Consider the following 16,943-nt stretch of genomic DNA (forward strand, 5'->3'; position numbering starts at 1 on the left):
TGACCATCAGGTCAAAGAAAGCTCTTGCCTGCCCCTTGGGCCGGAACATTCAGATGTGCCGCAACGGAGGCGGCCACATCGACGAATTTGACTTGCCCGATGGGGCCTGCGTCAAGCCCGGCGATCAGAACCGGCACCTGTTCGCGGGTGTGGTCAGACCCCGGCCAGCTGGGGTCGTTGCCATGATCCGCGGTCAGCAACAGCATGTCCCCCGGGCGCAGCCGCGGCAGCAGACGGCCCAGTTCGCTGTCAAACCACTCCAGCGCCCGGGCATAACCTGCGATATCGCGGGTGTGGCCATACAGGCTGTCGAACTCGACAAAATTGGCAAATGTCAGGCTGCCATCCTCGGCTTCTTCGACAGCATCAAAAAGATGCTCCATCAGCTTGGCATCACTCCCCTTTTTCAGGGTATCGATGCCCGACATCGTGAAGATATCACCGATCTTTCCGATTGCATGCACCTTGCGGCCCGCGTCCTGCACCCAGTTGGTCAGCACCGGCGCAGGCGGCGCAATGGCATAGTCGCGGCGGTTGGTTGTACGGCTGAAGCCCTGGTCAGAGTTGCCAATGAAAGGCCGCGCGATAACCCGCCCCACCTTCATCGCGTGCAATTCGGGCGCGATCGCCTCGCACAGCCTCAACAGCCGGTCGAGACCAAAGGCCTCCTCGTGCGCGGCGATCTGGAACACGCTGTCGGCCGAGGTGTAGCAAATCGGCCAGCCCGTCTGCAGGTGCCGTTCTCCCAATTCATTGATGATGACCGTGCCAGAGGCATGGCAATTGCCCAAGACCCCTTCCGTGCCCGCCAGCTCTGCCACCCGCGCGGTTAGATCCGCCGGGAAAGACGGCGCGGTGTCCGGGAAATAGTGCCAGTCCCAAGGCACCACCAGCCCAGCCAGCTCCCAGTGGCCGGAGGGGGTGTCCTTGCCGGGGCTAGCCTCTTTTGCGCAGCCCCAGCGCCCTTGCGATTCCGCCGAAAAGCCTGGAAACGGAACGGATGATGCCAGCCGCATCGCCGCCCCCAGGCCCAGCCGGTCAAGATTGGGTAGCTGCAACGGACCGCTGCGACCTTGCTCTGCCCGACCAGCGGCGCAAGCCTGGGCGATATGGGCCAGCGTGTTGGCGCCCAGATCCGGCAGATCGCCGTTGAAGAACTTCCCGGCATCCCCCGCGCCGCCGATGCCGACCGAATCCATGACAACAACAAAGGCACGCGGCATCAGCTGATCCTTTCATGCACCAGTGACGGCCGCTCTGGCGCCACGTCCGCAATCCCGATGGCCGCGCGGACCGCCGTTTCCGCCACATCTGCTGCCGCTTCGCTGTCGGCGTGGATCCGGGCCAGCGGCGCGCCCTTGTCGACCAGATCGCCCAGCCGCACCAGATCCGAGATACCCACGCCGGGATGGATCTGGTCCCCCTCGACCATGCGACCACCGCCAAGGCTGACGACCGCAAGCCCCAGCGCCTCGCCATTCATCGCGGCAGCATATCCCGTTTCGAGAGCCGCTACATCCCGGACGACCTCAGCCCCCGGCAGGTGATCCTGCCAGCGCGCCGCAAAATCCGCAGGGCCGCCCATATGCGCAATCATGCGCTCGAACCGCTCTGCGGCACGTCCATCGCACAAGGCTGCTTCGATCATCTCGCGGCCTGTGACAGTATCCGATGCCAGCCGGCTCTGCACCAGTGTCTCAGCCCCGAGCGCAACTGTAATTTCCGCCAGCGGGCCGCCGGTCGACATCGCCGCTGAACCGCCGGTCAGCACCCGCATGACCTCAGCCACTTCCAGCGCATTGCCAAGCGCAGGCGCAAGTGGCTGGTTCATGTCCGTAATCAGCGCGGCTGTCCGGCACCCCGCCGCATTGGCTGTTTCGCACAGCGACACGGCCAATGCGCGAGCCTGATCGGCGGTCTTCATGAAAGCACCCGAACCGATCTTCACGTCCAGCACCAGCGCATCCGGGCTGGCGGCCAGTTTCTTGGACAGGATCGAGGCCGTGATCAGGTCCAGACTGTCCACGGTTGCCGTCACATCGCGTACCGAGTACAGCCTCTTGTCGGCCGGGGCGATCTGCGCGGTTGCACCGACGATGGCACAGCCTGCGTCCCGCACGATCTGGCGCAGATGATCCTCGCTCACACTGGTGGAAACGCCGGAAATGGCCTCCAGCTTGTCCAGGGTGCCGCCGGTATGCCCCAGCCCCCGACCCGAGATCATTGGAACATAGGCACCGCAGGCGGCCAGCGCCGGTGCCAACAACAGCGAAACGCAATCGCCCACACCACCGGTGGAGTGTTTATCCAGAACCGGCCCGTCCAGATCCCACGTCAGCACGTCGCCGGTGTCCCGCATCGCCAGAGTCAGCGTGCGGCGCCCCTCAACGGTCAGGCCCTGCAGGCAAACGGCCATGGCAAACGCCCCGGCCTGCGCGTCAGACACCGCGCCATTGGCCAGCCCCTGGGCAAACCATGTGAGTGCATCGTCCGAGGGCGTTTGCCCCGACCGCAACTGGGAGATGATGCCGCGGGCATCCATCAGCTGCGCTCCATGTGTTCCGTATCAAAGGCACCGGGCAACAGGGCGCCGATACTTGTCGTCTGCTCCGCACCGTCGACGGTCGCAAGGGTAACCGGCACATCATTGCCCCCGAACTCCCGCAGCTTTTGACGGCAGCCCCCACAGGGTGGCACCGGCGATGGGCTGTCGGCAATCACATAGACCTCGGCCAGCTCGGTCTCGCCCGCGGCGACCATGGCCGCGATGGCGCCAGCTTCGGCGCAGGTGCCCTCCGGGTAAGCCACATTTTCAACATTGCAGCCAACATAGACCTGCCCCGATGCAGAGCGAATGGCGGCACCCACCTTGAAATTAGAGTAAGGCGCGTGGGCATTTTCACGCACAGCGGTGGCAGCGGCCTTCAGGCTCATGGTGATTCCCTGTTTTTACCATTTGGACAAGATGCCGCAGGATAGCGGCACGCAGCCGCAAAGGTGAACCCCTTTTGACGTAAGATCAGCCCGCACGCATCCCGTGCCCCTCGCGCTCCCCGTAGGCAAGGCACCGCCTCGCCTGCCAGAGGCTCCGTCGCTCCCGAGACTTACGAGGTTTCGTATAATCAATCAGGTTCTTTAGCAAAAATGCAGGTTGTGTCATCGGATCAAAACCCTCCGCACGCGCCGTCCGGGGCATGCGCCTAGCAAGGCCGACAGCAAACGACGGCAGGCCAAAGCATTGCAAGCGAAGGTAGCCAAGTGGCCAGAAGGCGCCCCAAGGGGGCACCGAATCCATTCACCACACGCGCTAAGCAGAGAGGTGGAAACCGCGGCCATTCTCCCCCTGCCCGCTGAATTCAGCGGGCAACAACGCGCTGGTCGGGAAAGTCCCACAGTGCAATGCGACAGTTTGGGCTAGGTTTCCGCCCGAAAAATGGTTTAACACTAAACAAACTGATTTTCGAAGGAGCGCGAGATGTCCGATTCACAGAACCTGCGCCAGGCCGCACTGAATTACCACGAGTTCCCGCAGCCCGGAAAACTGGAGATCCGCGCCACCAAACCGATGGCAAACGGTCGGGATCTGGCCCGCGCCTACTCCCCCGGCGTCGCCGAGGCTTGCATCGAGATCAAGGCAGATGCGGCCAATGCCGCCCGTTACACGTCACGGGGCAACCTTGTGGCGGTCGTCTCCAACGGTTCTGCTGTTCTGGGATTGGGCATTATCGGCGCGCTGGCCTCAAAGCCGGTGATGGAAGGCAAGGCGGTGTTGTTCAAGAACTTCGCCGGCATCGACTGCTTTGACATCGAAGTCAACGAAAGCGACCCGGAGAAACTGGCGGAGATCGTCTGTTCGCTGGAACCGACGTTTGGCGCCATCAACCTTGAAGACATCAAGGCACCTGATTGTTTCGTGGTGGAAAAGATCTGCCGCGAACGCATGAATATTCCTGTCTTTCACGACGATCAGCACGGCACGGCCATCGTTGTCGGGGCGGCGGCCAAGAACGCGTTGCACGTTGCAGGGAAATCCTTCGAGGACATCAAGATCGTCTCGACCGGCGGCGGCGCGGCCGGAATTGCCTGCCTGAACATGTTGGTGAAGCTGGGTGTGAAACGAGAAAACATCTGGCTCTGCGACATCCACGGTCTCGTCTACGAAGGCCGGACCGAGGACATGAACCCGCAAAAGGCAGCCTTTGCCCAGGCTTCGGAGAAGCGCACATTGGACGAAGTGATGGATGGCGCGGACCTGTTCCTGGGGCTGTCAGGCCCCAATGTGCTGACCCCGGACATGGTCGGCAAAATGGCGAAGCGCCCGATCATTTTTGCGCTGGCCAATCCGACGCCGGAGATCATGCCGGAAGCCGCGCGCAAAGTGGCTCCGGACGCGATCATCGCCACCGGTCGCAGCGATTTCCCCAACCAGGTCAACAACGTACTGTGCTTCCCCTTTATCTTCCGCGGGGCATTGGATGTGGGCGCGACCGAGATCAACGACGAGATGCAGATCGCTTGCGTGGACGGGATCGCGGAACTGGCACGTGCCACCACCTCGGCAGAGGCCGCTGCCGCCTACAAAGGCGAGCAGCTGACGTTCGGTGCCGATTACCTGATCCCCAAGCCCTTTGATCCGCGGCTGGTGGCGGTCGTGTCTTCAGCGGTGGCCAAGGCTGCGATGGAAAGCGGCGTTGCCACGCGCCCGATCGAGGACATCGCCGCCTACAAGCAGAAACTCAATCAAACCGTCTTCAAATCAGCCCTGCTGATGAAGCCGGTGTTCGAGGCAGCCCGCGCGGCTGCGCGCCGCATCGTCTTTGCCGAAGGCGAGGACGAGCGGGTGCTACGCGCCGCTCAGGCCATTCTGGAAGAAACCACGGAGACGCCGATTCTGATCGGACGCCCCGAGGTGATCGAACGGCGCTGCGAGAAACTCGGCCTGGACGTGCGGCCGGGCCGCGACTTCCAGCTGGTGAACCCGGAGAACGACCCGCGCTACTATGACTACTGGAACAGCTATCACAAATTGATGCAACGCCGCGGCGTGACGCCAGATCTCGCCAAGGCGATCATGCGCACCAATACCACCGCCATTGGCGCCATCATGGTGCATCGCGGCGAGGCCGACAGCCTGATCTGTGGCACCTTCGGCGAATACCGCTGGCACATGAATTATGTGGAGCAAGTGCTCGGCGGCAACAGCTATTCTCCGCACGGCGCGCTGTCGATGATGATCCTCGAGGATGGGCCGCTCTTCATCGCGGATACCCACGTTCGGATTGAGCCGACGCCTGCGCAGATCGCCGAAACCGTTCTGGGGGCCGCCCGTCACGTGCGCCGCTTCGGGATCGAACCGAAGATCGCCCTGTGTTCGCAATCGCAGTTCGGCAATATCGATTGCGACACCGGCAACCGCCTGCGTGCCGCACTCGAAATCCTCGACGACAAGCGCCGCGATTTTGCCTACGAGGGCGAGATGAACATCGACAGCGCGCTGGACCCGGAGCTGCGCGCGCGGATCTTCCCCAACTCGCGGCTGGAGGGCGCGGCGAACGTGTTGATCTTCGCCCATGCCGACGCGGCCTCGGGCGTGCGCAACATCCTGAAGATGCGTGCAGGCGGGCTCGAAGTGGGGCCGATCCTGATGGGCATGGGCAACCGCGCCCATATCGTGTCGCCTTCGATCACCGCCCGCGGGCTGCTCAACATGGCCGCGATTGCCGGAACGCCAGTGACGCACTACGGCTGACACCAGGAAGACCGACGCCGTCGCCCTGCCCGTGGCAACATGGCAGGGCGAAAGCCCCTCTCAACAGAGATGAAGCTGAGCAACGCCGTACGCGGCATGGCCGGGCATTTCGGGCACGGCCAGTTGCATCGGCGGCGCATCCCACCCCAACAGCCCGCGCAGTTCATCGAACAGGTCGCGATGCTCGGGATTGGCCGGGTCGGCCTCGGCCAGAAGGCTTTCGGCAGGCATGCCATTTGCCACCAAAATGACGTGGCGCGCACACAGGATGTGCCAGTACTCAACCTCTGCCCACTCCCGCTCGAGGCAGATTGCACTCCCGTTCAGCAGTTTCCTGGCCGGAGCCAGCGCCGCATCCTCGCCGCACAGCATAGCCACGGGCAGGCCATCGACGTAAATCCTGTGCTGCTGCGAAACCCAGGTATCGCGCTTTGGCCGCCCTTCCCCGAGTGCTCCGGCGGCGATGCGCACCGGGCGCCACTTGTCAAACCGGGATCCGGCGGGCAAGGGCAACCGCTTTGCGCCTGCCCACACCACCTCATGCGCCTCGCCAAACCAATCCAGAACCGTGTCGCCCGCGCGAAGATTTTCAACCGGCACGTCGCCCGTCACGGTGCGAATAGCCGTACCCGATGCAAAGCAAACCGGGGTAAAGACGGTGCTGCTCACCGGTTTGATGTCAACGACCAGCGCGACCGCTCCCAGGAGATTGGGTTCGCCGTCTGGAAAATGAAAATAGATGGAGCCGTTCGCTTCGAAGACGATTACCGACTTGGACGCCCCCAAGGGCACGGTAGCCCCTGCCAAATCCACGCCGGGCGTGGCGGTTCCGCTACCCAGATAGTTGATTGGATGACCGTTGAAGGTCGACAAGCCGTCATCTTGATCGGACAGAACACCATCGTCATCCGACAGTGTCCCGGTTTCCCTTGGTCCAAAGTCATTGAGCACAAGCGTCTGCTTTGAGGACAGAAGCTCCGTCGTCACCACAGAGCCATGATAGGGCGAAACGCTGATCTCGCGACTGTACATCACACACCTCATCGTTACCAAAACAACTCTAGGGTGTGATAAATTGGATTAACGGCCTTTTTAAACGAAGTTAAATCTTCATCAATTCAAGGAAACGAAAAACAGCCATGCGCATATCGCCTTCGATCCGGACGCCCCTGCCCCGGCAGTTTGCAAATTTTGCCAAACTTTTCAGTCAGCCCGACCCTGCTGGACAGTTTGCAAACAAAATGACTAACTCGGCAGGCGATCTTTGTAAAAACTGTAAATGTTGCGGGTGAGCAGGACCAATAACGGTAAATTGCTTGACGAACTTCATGCACCGTTAGCGTAAAACTTGCCCTTTGGTCGCCAAGTCGCCTACGCAGGAAGCGAGGAGGAGGACAAGACATGGGATATCAGGATATCTATTCTGCCTGGCAAAAGGATCCGGAGGGATTCTGGATGCAGGCCGCCGAGGCAATCAGCTGGGTTGAGCCACCGAAGAAAGCACTGTTCGACCGCGGCGACGGGCTGCATGAATGGTTTGCCGACGCCCGGGTAAACACCTGCTACAACGCCGTCGACCGCCATGTCGAACAAGGCCGCGGCGAACAGACTGCCATCATCTACGACAGCCCGCTGACCCAGACCAAACGTCAGATTTCCTTTGTCGAATTGCGCAATCGTGTGGCCAGCCTGGCCGGCGCCCTGCGCGCAAAAGGCGTGGAGAAAGGCGACCGGGTCATTATTTACATGCCGATGATACCGGAAGCGCTGGAGGCAATGCTCGCCTGTGCCCGAATTGGTGCGGTGCATTCGGTGGTGTTTGGCGGTTTTGCCTCAAACGAACTGGCCGTGCGGATTGACGACGCTCGCCCCAAGGCCATCATTGCCGCCTCCTGCGGCATCGAGCCGGGCCGCATCGTGCACTATAAGCCCCTGCTGGACGGCGCGATCGAACAGGCCACCCACAAACCGGAATTCTGCGTCATCTTTCAGCGCGAACAAGAGGTTGCAGAGCTTGTCCCCGGTCGTGATGTCAACTGGCACGGGTTTCAATTCGGCGTCGAACCGGCCGAATGCGTGCCTGTCGAGGGCAATCATCCCGCCTATATCCTCTACACCTCGGGCACCACTGGCCAGCCCAAGGGGGTGATCCGGCACACTGCGGGTCAGCTCGTGGCGCTAAACTGGACGATGAAAAACATCTACAACGTTGACCCGGGGGATGTCTTCTGGGCGGCCTCGGATGTTGGCTGGGTCGTGGGGCACTCCTATATCTGCTACGGCCCGCTGATCCACGGGAACACCACGGTGGTCTTTGAGGGCAAACCTGTCGGCACGCCGGACGCCGGCACGTTCTGGCGCGTCATCGCTGAACACAAGGTGAAGAGCTTCTTCACCGCGCCCACGGCGTTCCGGGCCGTAAAGCGCGAGGATCCCAAGGGCGAAGAAGTCGGGAAATACGACCTCAGCTCTCTGAAGCAAGTGTATCTTGCCGGCGAACGTGCAGATCCCGACACCATCACCTGGGCGCAGCAGCAGTTGAAAGTGCCGGTGGTCGACCATTGGTGGCAAACGGAAACAGGCTGGGCCATCGCTGCCAATCCCTTGGGTATCGAGGAACTGCCGACCAAGCTCGGCTCTCCGGCGGTCCCGATGCCCGGGTACGAGGTCGACATTCTGGACGAGAGCGGCAATCCGGTTGCACCGGGCGAGCTGGGCGCCATTGCCGTAAAGCTCCCCTTGCCACCCGGCACGCTGCCGACGCTGTGGAATGCCGAAGACCGCTACCGCAAGAGTTACCTGACCACCTTCCCGGGCTATTACGAGACCGGGGATGCCGGGATGAGGGACGAGGACGGCTATCTCTACATCATGGCGCGCACCGACGATGTCATCAACGTTGCAGGTCACCGGCTTTCGACCGGCGCCATGGAAGAAGTCCTCGCCAGCCACCCGGATGTGGCGGAATGCGCGGTGATCGGTGTGTCGGACAGCCTGAAGGGCCAGATGCCGGTCGGCCTTCTGTGTCTGAATGCCGGAGCCGAACGGGACCACGCGGAAATCGTCAGCGAAGTGATCAAGCTGGTACGCGATAAAATCGGCCCGGTTGCCGCCTTCAAGACAGCGGTCGTGGTCAACCGCCTGCCAAAGACACGGTCCGGCAAGATCCTGCGCGGCACGATGGTGAACATCGCGGATGGCACCTCGTGGAAAATGCCCGCGACCATCGACGATCCGTCAGTTCTGGACGAAATCACCGCAGCTTTGCAAACAATCGGTTACGCCCGCCAAACCGCGGCCGGTTAGCTCGGCCAGGAACCGAATTTCAATTTGCAACATCGGCTGGCACCGCCTTCGGGCGGTGCCGCTATTTCGCGCAGGAAAAAAGCTCGAATTACGCGAGACACTCCGGATTGACTTGCAACTTGCCGTCTCACGCCTAGGCTGCACGGCAGGAGGCAACTACATGACCGAACAAGACATCTGGCAGCTGAGCGCGACAGAACTCACGCGCCTTACCCGGAGCGGAGACCTCAGCGCTGAAGCCGCGGTAGAGGCCGCACTGGGGCGAATGACAGCCGTGAACCCCGACCTGAATGCCGTGGTCGAAGATCTCAGCACGCAAGCGCGAAGCCGGGCCCGCGCGCTCGACAAGGCGCGCGAAAGTGGCGTCGAACCCGGGCCACTGCACGGCGTCCCTGTCACTATAAAGATCAATGTCGATCAGGCCGGTCACGCCACCTCCAACGGTGTCGTCGCGCTCAAAGATCTCATCGCGCCCGCCGATGCCCCGGTCGTGGAGAACTTGCAAAACGCTGGCGCGGTGGTGATCGGACGCACCAACACGCCGGAATTCTCCTTTCGCGCGGATACCGACAACCCGCTTCATGGGCGCACCCACAATCCCTGGGGGCGGCATATCTCTGCCGGCGGCTCATCCGGAGGCGCCGGAGCCGCGGTAATGGCCGGTATCGGCGCGCTGGCACACGGCAATGACATCGGTGGATCACTGCGCTTCCCCGCAGCCGCAAACGGTGCCGTCACGGTGAAACCTGGACTTGGGCGGGTGCCTGCCTGGAACCCCAGCCAGCGCGCCGAACGCGGATTGCTGGCACAGCTGATGTCTGTGCAGGGGTTGATCACTCGGACGGCAGAAGATTTGCACCTGGCAATGCCCAGCCTGATCGCGCCGGACCCACGCGATCCTTTCCACGTGCCGATGCCTTGGCGCGGCGCGGACACCCAGCAGCCTCTGAAGGTCGCCTTCACGCGCAACACCCACGGCTATGACCTGCATCCCGAGGTGGAGGCGGCGCTTCTGACGGCCCGCGATGCGCTGCGCGATGCCGGTTACATCGTCGAGGAGGTCGAGCCACCCAATGTGTTCGACGCAGGTCGCAGCGGGTACCGCGCCCTGATGGGCGAAATCCATGCCTTGATGAAGGCCGACGTAGATGCAGCCGGCTCCCAGACCGTGCGGGATATCTTCGCGGTCTATTTTCAGGAGTTCCCCCCTTTCACCGGCGACGAATTGTTGAAAGTGATGGCGCAGCGAACGCATTTCGCCCGCCAATGGTCCCTGTTCATGCAGGATTACCCGCTGGTGCTGTCGCCCTTCCTGCCACAGCCGTTCTTCCGTCCCGATCGCGATACCGAAGGTGCAGCCGGTGTGCAGGAGGTGCTCGGTTGCGCCGTCTACTCCTACGCGATGAACTTCCTCGGCCTGCCCGCGGCATCCGTTCCCGCGCGGCTGGCGGAGCTGCCGGGCGGACCGCAGCCGATCAATGTGCAGATTGCGGCGCAGCGGTGGCGCGAGGATCTGGCGGTTGATGCCTGCAAGGTGATCGAGGACCATGTGGGCCGCATGTGCCTGCCACTGTGGAAGCGGATGCAGCAAGCGCAGTAAGCCTGACAGGTTGAACGTCGGGTTTATCACCCGGGGAACGGAGCACTCCGTCCCCGGGGCAGTTCCGAACCACATTCACCGTCTACCCTGACGCCATGCTGCGCGGCTTCAGTTCCGCCCGCAATGACAGCAAGCGGCACCTCACCGGTTACGCGGCACGTGCCAGCAAACAAAGGTAACCCAGACACCACTTACGCCACTGGTGCCGCTTGCGGCACCTTGGGATCAAGCGCAGGCCTGAACCAACGCTTGGAGTTCAATAATCGCACGAAGGTGTTACCAAAGTGTTCACCCGTTCCACCCATGGGCGAATGATACGCACATGGGCACAGCTCAGGTGAATTGTTCTGAGATCAGCCGCTCTTCCAGCCCATGCCCGGGATCGAACAGGATCTTGTGGCGAATGTTCAGTTCCGTCCGGATCTCGACCCAGTCGATATCGGCCACGGAAATGGAATCCGCATCCGCCATGACCGGGCGCTTTTCCGCCTCCAGCACGTCAAAGCGCACCATGGCATTGCTGGGCAGCAACGCCCCGCGCCAACGACGCGGCCGAAAGGCGGCGATCGCGGTCAACGCCAGCACATCGGCACCAATCGGCAGAATCGGGCCATGTGCCGAGTAGTTGTAGGCAGTGGAACCGGCAGGCGTGGCCACAAGCGCCCCATCGCAAACCAGCTCCGGCATGCGAATCCGCCCGTCGACCGAGACCTGCAACCGCGCGGCCTGCGGTCCCGCCCGCAACAAGGAGACCTCGTTGATCGCCAGTTCCTTGTGGACGCCCCCCTGCCGATCCATTGCCGTCATGGACAACGGGTTGATGATCTCCTGCACCGCATCCTGAAGGCGCTCTGTCAGCCCTTCGGCGCGGTATTCATTCATCAGGAAACCCACGGTCCCACAGTTCATCCCGTAGACCGGCGCGGGGTGATCGACCATGGAGTGCAATGTGCGCAGCATGAACCCATCGCCGCCGAGCGCCACGATGACATCCGCCTGCTCTGGTGACACATGGCCATATCGGGCCTCCAGCTCGGCCAGAGCCTGCTGTGCGACATCGGCCTTGCTGGCAAGAAATGCGATTCTCAAAGACATAAAATCTGTTTCCGGTGTTAGCCATGTGGTTCCGAAACAAGCACAGCTTTCCACCGAAGGCCATAGTTGCCGTTCTGTCGCACGCAAATGTCGCTTTACAGGCTTTCTGAGCAGCAAAGTTTCCGATAGGAAATCCTCAAATCTGACCCTCTACTCCAACGGAGCCACCATGACTGAAGCGACCCGTGACCCCGGATTTTTCACCCAATCGCTGGCCGAGCGCGACCCTGAGCTGCACGGCGCAATCACAGCCGAACTGGGCCGCCAGCGCGACGAGATCGAGCTGATCGCCTCCGAGAACATCGTCTCTGCCGCGGTGATGGAAGCGCAGGGCTCCGTGCTGACCAACAAGTATGCCGAAGGCTATCCGGGCCGTCGCTACTATGGCGGCTGCCAATACGTCGACGTGGCCGAAAACCTCGCCATCGACCGCGCCAAGCAGCTGTTCGGCTGCGAGTTCGCCAACGTGCAGCCGAACTCCGGCAGCCAGGCAAACCAGGGCGTGTTCCAGGCGCTGATCCAGCCCGGCGACACCATCCTGGGCATGGACCTCGCCTCCGGTGGTCACCTGACCCACGGCGCCGCGCCGAACCAGTCCGGCAAATGGTTCAACGCCGTGCATTACGGTGTGCGCGAAAGCGATTGCCTGATCGACTATGACCAGATCCAGGCCCTCGCGACGGAGCACCAGCCCAAGCTGATCATCGCCGGCGGTTCCGCCATCCCGCGCCAGATCGACTTTGCCCGCTTCCGCGAAATCGCCGACAGCGTGGGCGCCTACTTCATGGTCGACATGGCCCACATCGCCGGCCTGATCGCCGCAGGAGAGCACCCCTCGCCCTTCCCGCACGCGCATGTGGCCACCACCACCACCCACAAGACCCTGCGCGGCCCGCGCGGCGGCATGATCCTGACCAACGACGCGACAATCGCCAAGAAGGTGAACTCGGCGATCTTCCCCGGCATCCAGGGCGGCCCGCTGATGCACGTGATCGCAGGCAAGGCAGCCGCCTTCGGCGAGGCGCTGAAGCCCGAGTTCAAAGCCTACCAGAAGCAAGTCCGCGCCAACGCGGCAGCGCTGGCGGATCAGCTGATCAAGGGCGGTCTGGACATTGTCACCGGCGGCACTGACACCCATGTGATGCTGGTTGACCTGCGCCCCAAAGGCGTGACCGGCAACATCGCCGACAAGGCCCTGGGCCGTGCCCACATCACCACCAACAAGAACGGCATCCCGTTCGATCCGGAAAAGCCCACCGTGACCTCCGGTCTGCGCCTCGGTACGCCTGCAGGCACCACCCGTGGCTTCGGCGAGGCCGAGTTCCGCCAGATCGCCGACCTGATCATCGAGGTGATCGACGGGCTGGCCAGCAACGGTGAAGAAGGCAACGCGGACGTCGAGGCCTCCGTGCGCGCCAAGGTAGCGGAGCTCTGCAGCCGCTTCCCGCTGTACCCGAACCTGTAAGCCCAACAGGGTTGACGACAAGAACCGCCGCGCCCCCGGTCGCGGCGGTTTCACTTTGGGCACCGGATGAAATCTGCCTCGCTCCGGCGGCCACTTCTATACAGCGCAGACTTAAGGCTTGGGCGCGACCGCCTCGGCAGGGGCCAAGCCCCCGTCTCGCTCCCGTTGCGCGACCCTCAGCAGCCACATCGATTTGCAACGCACTTGCGCTCAACGAATAGTAGACGACCGCTGAAACAATCTTTGCGCTATGCTTCACACGTCAGGGGCAACACAGAGCGGATCACACCAGCCCGCGCCAGCGCAGCACCACGACCAGCAGCGCAATCACCGTCAGCAATGAGAAACCGATGCTGCCCAGGATGCTCAGCCACAGCCCCCGGCGGCGATCCGCAAGATCGATCTGCTCGAGGTGCGCGCGCACCTCGCGGGCAGCGCCGCGCAGCGGCTTTTCATCCAGTGTCAACCGCAGCCTGGGATGTTCGATCAAAGGCACGGCGGCCGCCAGCTTGCGGCCCTGGCGGTAGACCCGGCGCGGCAGGCGGCGGCGCGCCCGCTTCAGTGCCATTTCGAGGTCGCCCGAGGCATGCTCACGTTCCTTCAGAAGCACGCGGATCTCTTCGATATCCTGTTCCAGGCTGGCAGCCATTTCCTGCTCCTTTGGTCGGCTTGTCGCCCCACCCTAGCCTGCCCTTGTCGGGCTCTCAATGGGGCTGGCGCACGGCGCGTCAGGCGGCTATCAAGCGCCTATGCTGAACACGATCACACATGGCTCCGCCACCGAGAAACCGCCACTCCTGATTGCCCACGGGCTTTACGGCTCTGCGCGCAACTGGGGCGTCATCGCGAAACGGCTTTCAGATGAACGTCAAGTGGTAGCGGTCGATATGCGCAACCACGGCGACAGCCCCCGCATGGACAGCCACAGCTACCCGGAAATGGCTGACGACCTGGCCGAGGTGATCGACGCCCATGGCGGGCAGATGGATGTGGTCGGCCATTCGATGGGCGGCAAGGCTGCCATGATGCTGGCACTCAAGCACCCCCAGGCGGTGCGGCGCCTGTTGGTCGCGGATATCGCGCCCGTCACTTATGGGCACACGCAGATTCACTATATCGAGGCGATGCGCTCGGTGGATCTGAACCGGGTTCAACGCCGTCCCGAGGCAGCGGCACAACTGGCCGAAGCGGGGGTGGAACCGGCACTGCAAAGCTTCTTCACCCAATCTCTGGACCTGCCCAACCGGCGCTGGAAGCTGAACCTTGACGTGTTGGCCGACCAGATGCCCAATGTCATGTCTTTCCCTGAAACCACTGCAAGCTGGTCCGGTCCGGCCCTGTTCCTATCCGGGGCCAATTCGGATTACGTGCTGGCGGAACACCGGCCACTCATTCGCGCCCGGTTCCCCGCGGCGCGGTTCGCCAAGCTGCCTGAGGCAGGCCATTGGCTGCACGCCGAAAAACCACGCGAATTCGAAGCGGCCGCACGGGTCTTCTTCAACGCCTAAGCCTGCCGCGCATCTAGTTGTCGCGCAACAGTGAAGGCTCCAAGTCCGCTACCCTAGTTGTAGGCAGACGCCGAGCCGTCGCAACGGTTGCTGTCGGCTGGGTTGAAGCTAGCGAAATGCAATGCGCAAACCCGCGCCAGCGCCATTGGCGTGACAAGGCACGAAACGCACGAGCGCCCCTCGAACGGGGGAATTCCCCTTTAAAATCAGTGGTGCGGACGGCGGGACTCGAACCCGCACGGCCATAAGGCCAGGAGATTTTAAGTTATGATTGAACCACATAAAATCAGGAGCTTAGCCAAATTCGCTCCCACGGACAAAACGTAAACATACAGTGAAAGTGGGCGCGCCCTTTTCTCCCGCACGCGCCCACGTTATTCAAGTGAGATCTTGACGATTCAACCGCCATTCTTGCGGAGGCTTCGCCGATCCAATTGCGCCGAGCTATCGACACTGTTGACACGCGCAGACCACGAAACACGCGTTCGCCCCAACGACGAGGAGCTAAGTTTTTGAAGGCAGAGCGACTTGACAATGGCCTCATCAGGCTCGCGGGACCCATCTGGAAAGACGAATTTCCGGAAACACGGCTAGAGGCATGGATTGCATGGTATGAAAGAATGCATGAAGACCATGGCCATCACACCTACAGGGCTGCTGCCGAAGCGTTGAAAGCCCTAGTAAATTAGTCTATCGCTCCGTGTGAGCACTCCGTCGAGAGACAAGGCGTATCCTAGATCATTGCCACCAGAACGCCTCTGATCTGCGACGGGGATCGGTTGAGGACTTAGACGTGACAATCATACGCGTTCGCGTCTCGCGGATCGCCAGCCAATGACGCGCCACTGAGAGAGATAAAGGACTGGTCCCCAGCCCAATTCAGACGTTCGCACGATGCGCGGCGCCCCCCTCGCCGCAAGCGCGAAGGATCCAGCCAGATTTCCCGAGGGCAGACCTCTAGGGCTGCACAGTTGACCAGGGCGATGCTGCGCACTGCTCGAAGGTCGGAGGGGCGCAGGAAGTGACCGTTGCAAAGTCGACAGATCTTGCGGCTTTGCGGGCGATGCATGCCGCAGGCGCGTAAGAAGAGCTGACCTTCGCCGCAGGTGCAGCTGCCGACCACCTTCGAACGTCAGCGGAGCAAGACTTTCCTGCCATTCGCCGCCCGCTCCCAGCCCATGCCGCTCCTGCCAATACGCGCCGAAAGGCGGGCGGGAAGCGCTCTTGCGATACGGCAGCGGGCCAGCACGGACCCAAGCCGACACTTAAAAGGGTCGACTGCCAAGCCAATCTTTATGTTGCCGCCCAAAGGCTAGACGGTTCAGAATCTACCGAAACGCATTCACTGCCTGTTGGAACAATGATGTCACTTAAGGTTCCCAATTACCTGCATGCCGTCCTTGGCGATAAAACAGGTGCCTTGGCTTAAGCTAGGCAAACGATTCCCGTTTAGAGTAAGCTGCGCAGGCGTGACACCGTCTGGACAAGGAGGGATTGCCACGGAGCGCCAGCCCTTCTGTGCCATACATTGAGAAAACGCTCTTTGTCTAAGACCGGCGTTGGCATCGACAGAGTAGGTTTGCCCACCATATGTTTGCCCACCCGTGGTGTTGCAATATGTAGAATAGCCTATGTTGTTGCATGTTGTATATGTCGGCGTAGTATAAGTCGGCGTCGTCTTGATTTGCATGTTCTGCGGGACCCTTTGGGTGGCAGACACTTCGCAATCCAGCTTATCACTTTCCAAGCTCGCAGATGTCGCGCCACTCTTGTAAAAAGGCACGGGAAACGGTTTGCCTGCTTTATAAAGTTGTTCCGGTGTCATCTGCGCGGCGCAGGCCAGCATGAACGTCAGGGCGGGAAAAGATGCGAATACCAATTTCTTGTTCATTTTAAGGGAGTCCTTTGAATACGACTTACAATCAGAGCATATACGCATGAATATTCAAGGTTCATTTTCCCCGACCTGCGATTAAGCACATTTTCAATGTTGCGTGATCCACACTCGGTACAGCCTAGTCAGCCTTTGGTATTGCGTAAATGCAGCGTTTCGCACCGATAACAATGCGCAGTAATGCCGACGAACGCACGCAGAGCACCTGTTCTGGGATGGTAGACACTGACGCGCCCACGCTTCAAATACACACTCGCTGAAGAGCAGTGTAGTAAGCTTTGGGCACACTGCGGGCTTTCGGCGATGCGGCGGCAGGGTTGCAGCGG

The 16,943-nt window shown here is 61.5% G+C and carries 12 protein-coding genes; 5 read left to right on the plus strand and 7 right to left on the minus strand.

Annotated features, from left to right (window positions below; translation table 11 throughout):
- Positions 1-11 precede the first annotated feature (11 nt).
- From ACZ52D_RS01055 to ACZ52D_RS01065, 3 genes are read right to left on the minus strand one after another with little or no spacing between them, the layout of a single operon-like run.
- Positions 12-1,223 carry a phosphopentomutase gene (locus tag ACZ52D_RS01055; protein WP_464442235.1) on the minus strand — a complete coding sequence of 404 codons (1,212 nt, stop codon included), beginning with the start codon at positions 1,221-1,223 and terminating at the stop codon, positions 12-14.
- Entirely contained in the window at positions 1,223-2,542 is a 1,320-nt protein-coding gene (locus ACZ52D_RS01060; RefSeq protein ID WP_464442237.1) for a thymidine phosphorylase, read from the minus strand. The genes ACZ52D_RS01055 and ACZ52D_RS01060 overlap by 1 nt, the downstream gene beginning before the upstream one ends.
- Entirely contained in the window at positions 2,542-2,934 is a 393-nt protein-coding gene (locus ACZ52D_RS01065) for a cytidine deaminase (RefSeq protein ID WP_464442239.1), read from the minus strand. Before ACZ52D_RS01065 ends, ACZ52D_RS01060 begins: the two co-directional genes overlap by 1 nt.
- Positions 2,935-3,475: 541 nt before the next feature.
- On the opposite strand from ACZ52D_RS01065, the gene ACZ52D_RS01070 reads away from it, so the two are divergent.
- The gene (locus ACZ52D_RS01070; RefSeq protein WP_464442241.1) at positions 3,476-5,749 is read left to right on the plus strand and encodes an NADP-dependent malic enzyme; all 2,274 of its coding nucleotides are present in this window, start codon (positions 3,476-3,478) and stop codon (positions 5,747-5,749) included.
- A gap of 60 nt (positions 5,750-5,809) precedes the next feature.
- Here the strand turns inward: ACZ52D_RS01070 and ACZ52D_RS01075 are convergent, their stop codons facing one another.
- Positions 5,810-6,781, minus strand: coding sequence for a Hint domain-containing protein (locus tag ACZ52D_RS01075; RefSeq protein ID WP_464442242.1), 972 nt, complete (start codon positions 6,779-6,781; stop codon positions 5,810-5,812).
- A 369-nt stretch (positions 6,782-7,150) separates the two neighbouring features.
- Here ACZ52D_RS01075 and prpE point away from each other — a divergent pair, with 369 nt between their 5' ends.
- Together prpE and ACZ52D_RS01085 are read left to right on the plus strand one after the other, a co-directional pair.
- Positions 7,151-9,055: a propionate-CoA ligase PrpE gene (prpE, locus tag ACZ52D_RS01080; protein ID WP_464442244.1), complete on the plus strand. Its 1,905-nt coding sequence runs from the start codon at positions 7,151-7,153 to the stop codon at positions 9,053-9,055.
- Between the two features lie 160 nt (positions 9,056-9,215).
- Positions 9,216-10,655 carry an amidase family protein gene (locus ACZ52D_RS01085; protein WP_464442245.1) on the plus strand — a complete coding sequence of 480 codons (1,440 nt, stop codon included), beginning with the start codon at positions 9,216-9,218 and terminating at the stop codon, positions 10,653-10,655.
- Between the two features lie 333 nt (positions 10,656-10,988).
- Here ACZ52D_RS01085 and ACZ52D_RS01090 read toward each other — a convergent pair whose 3' ends face one another.
- Complete coding sequence (locus ACZ52D_RS01090) at positions 10,989-11,750, minus strand: NAD kinase (RefSeq protein WP_464442247.1); 762 nt, start codon at positions 11,748-11,750, stop codon at positions 10,989-10,991.
- Positions 11,751-11,919: 169 nt separating this feature from the next.
- Here ACZ52D_RS01090 and glyA point away from each other — a divergent pair, with 169 nt between their 5' ends.
- Entirely contained in the window at positions 11,920-13,215 is a 1,296-nt protein-coding gene (glyA, locus tag ACZ52D_RS01095; protein WP_222453815.1) for a serine hydroxymethyltransferase, read from the plus strand.
- A gap of 283 nt (positions 13,216-13,498) precedes the next feature.
- Here glyA and ACZ52D_RS01100 read toward each other — a convergent pair whose 3' ends face one another.
- The gene (locus ACZ52D_RS01100) at positions 13,499-13,864 is read right to left on the minus strand and encodes a hypothetical protein (protein ID WP_369927469.1); all 366 of its coding nucleotides are present in this window, start codon (positions 13,862-13,864) and stop codon (positions 13,499-13,501) included.
- A 100-nt stretch (positions 13,865-13,964) separates the two neighbouring features.
- Here ACZ52D_RS01100 and ACZ52D_RS01105 point away from each other — a divergent pair, with 100 nt between their 5' ends.
- Positions 13,965-14,723: an alpha/beta fold hydrolase gene (locus tag ACZ52D_RS01105; protein ID WP_464442250.1), complete on the plus strand. Its 759-nt coding sequence runs from the start codon at positions 13,965-13,967 to the stop codon at positions 14,721-14,723.
- Between the two features lie 1,366 nt (positions 14,724-16,089).
- Here the strand turns inward: ACZ52D_RS01105 and ACZ52D_RS01110 are convergent.
- Positions 16,090-16,614 (minus strand): hypothetical protein, encoded by a 525-nt coding sequence (locus ACZ52D_RS01110; RefSeq protein WP_464442251.1) that lies wholly within the window; start codon positions 16,612-16,614, stop codon positions 16,090-16,092.
- Positions 16,615-16,943 lie beyond the last annotated feature (329 nt).

The organism is Leisingera sp. S2M4, from assembly GCF_055398055.1.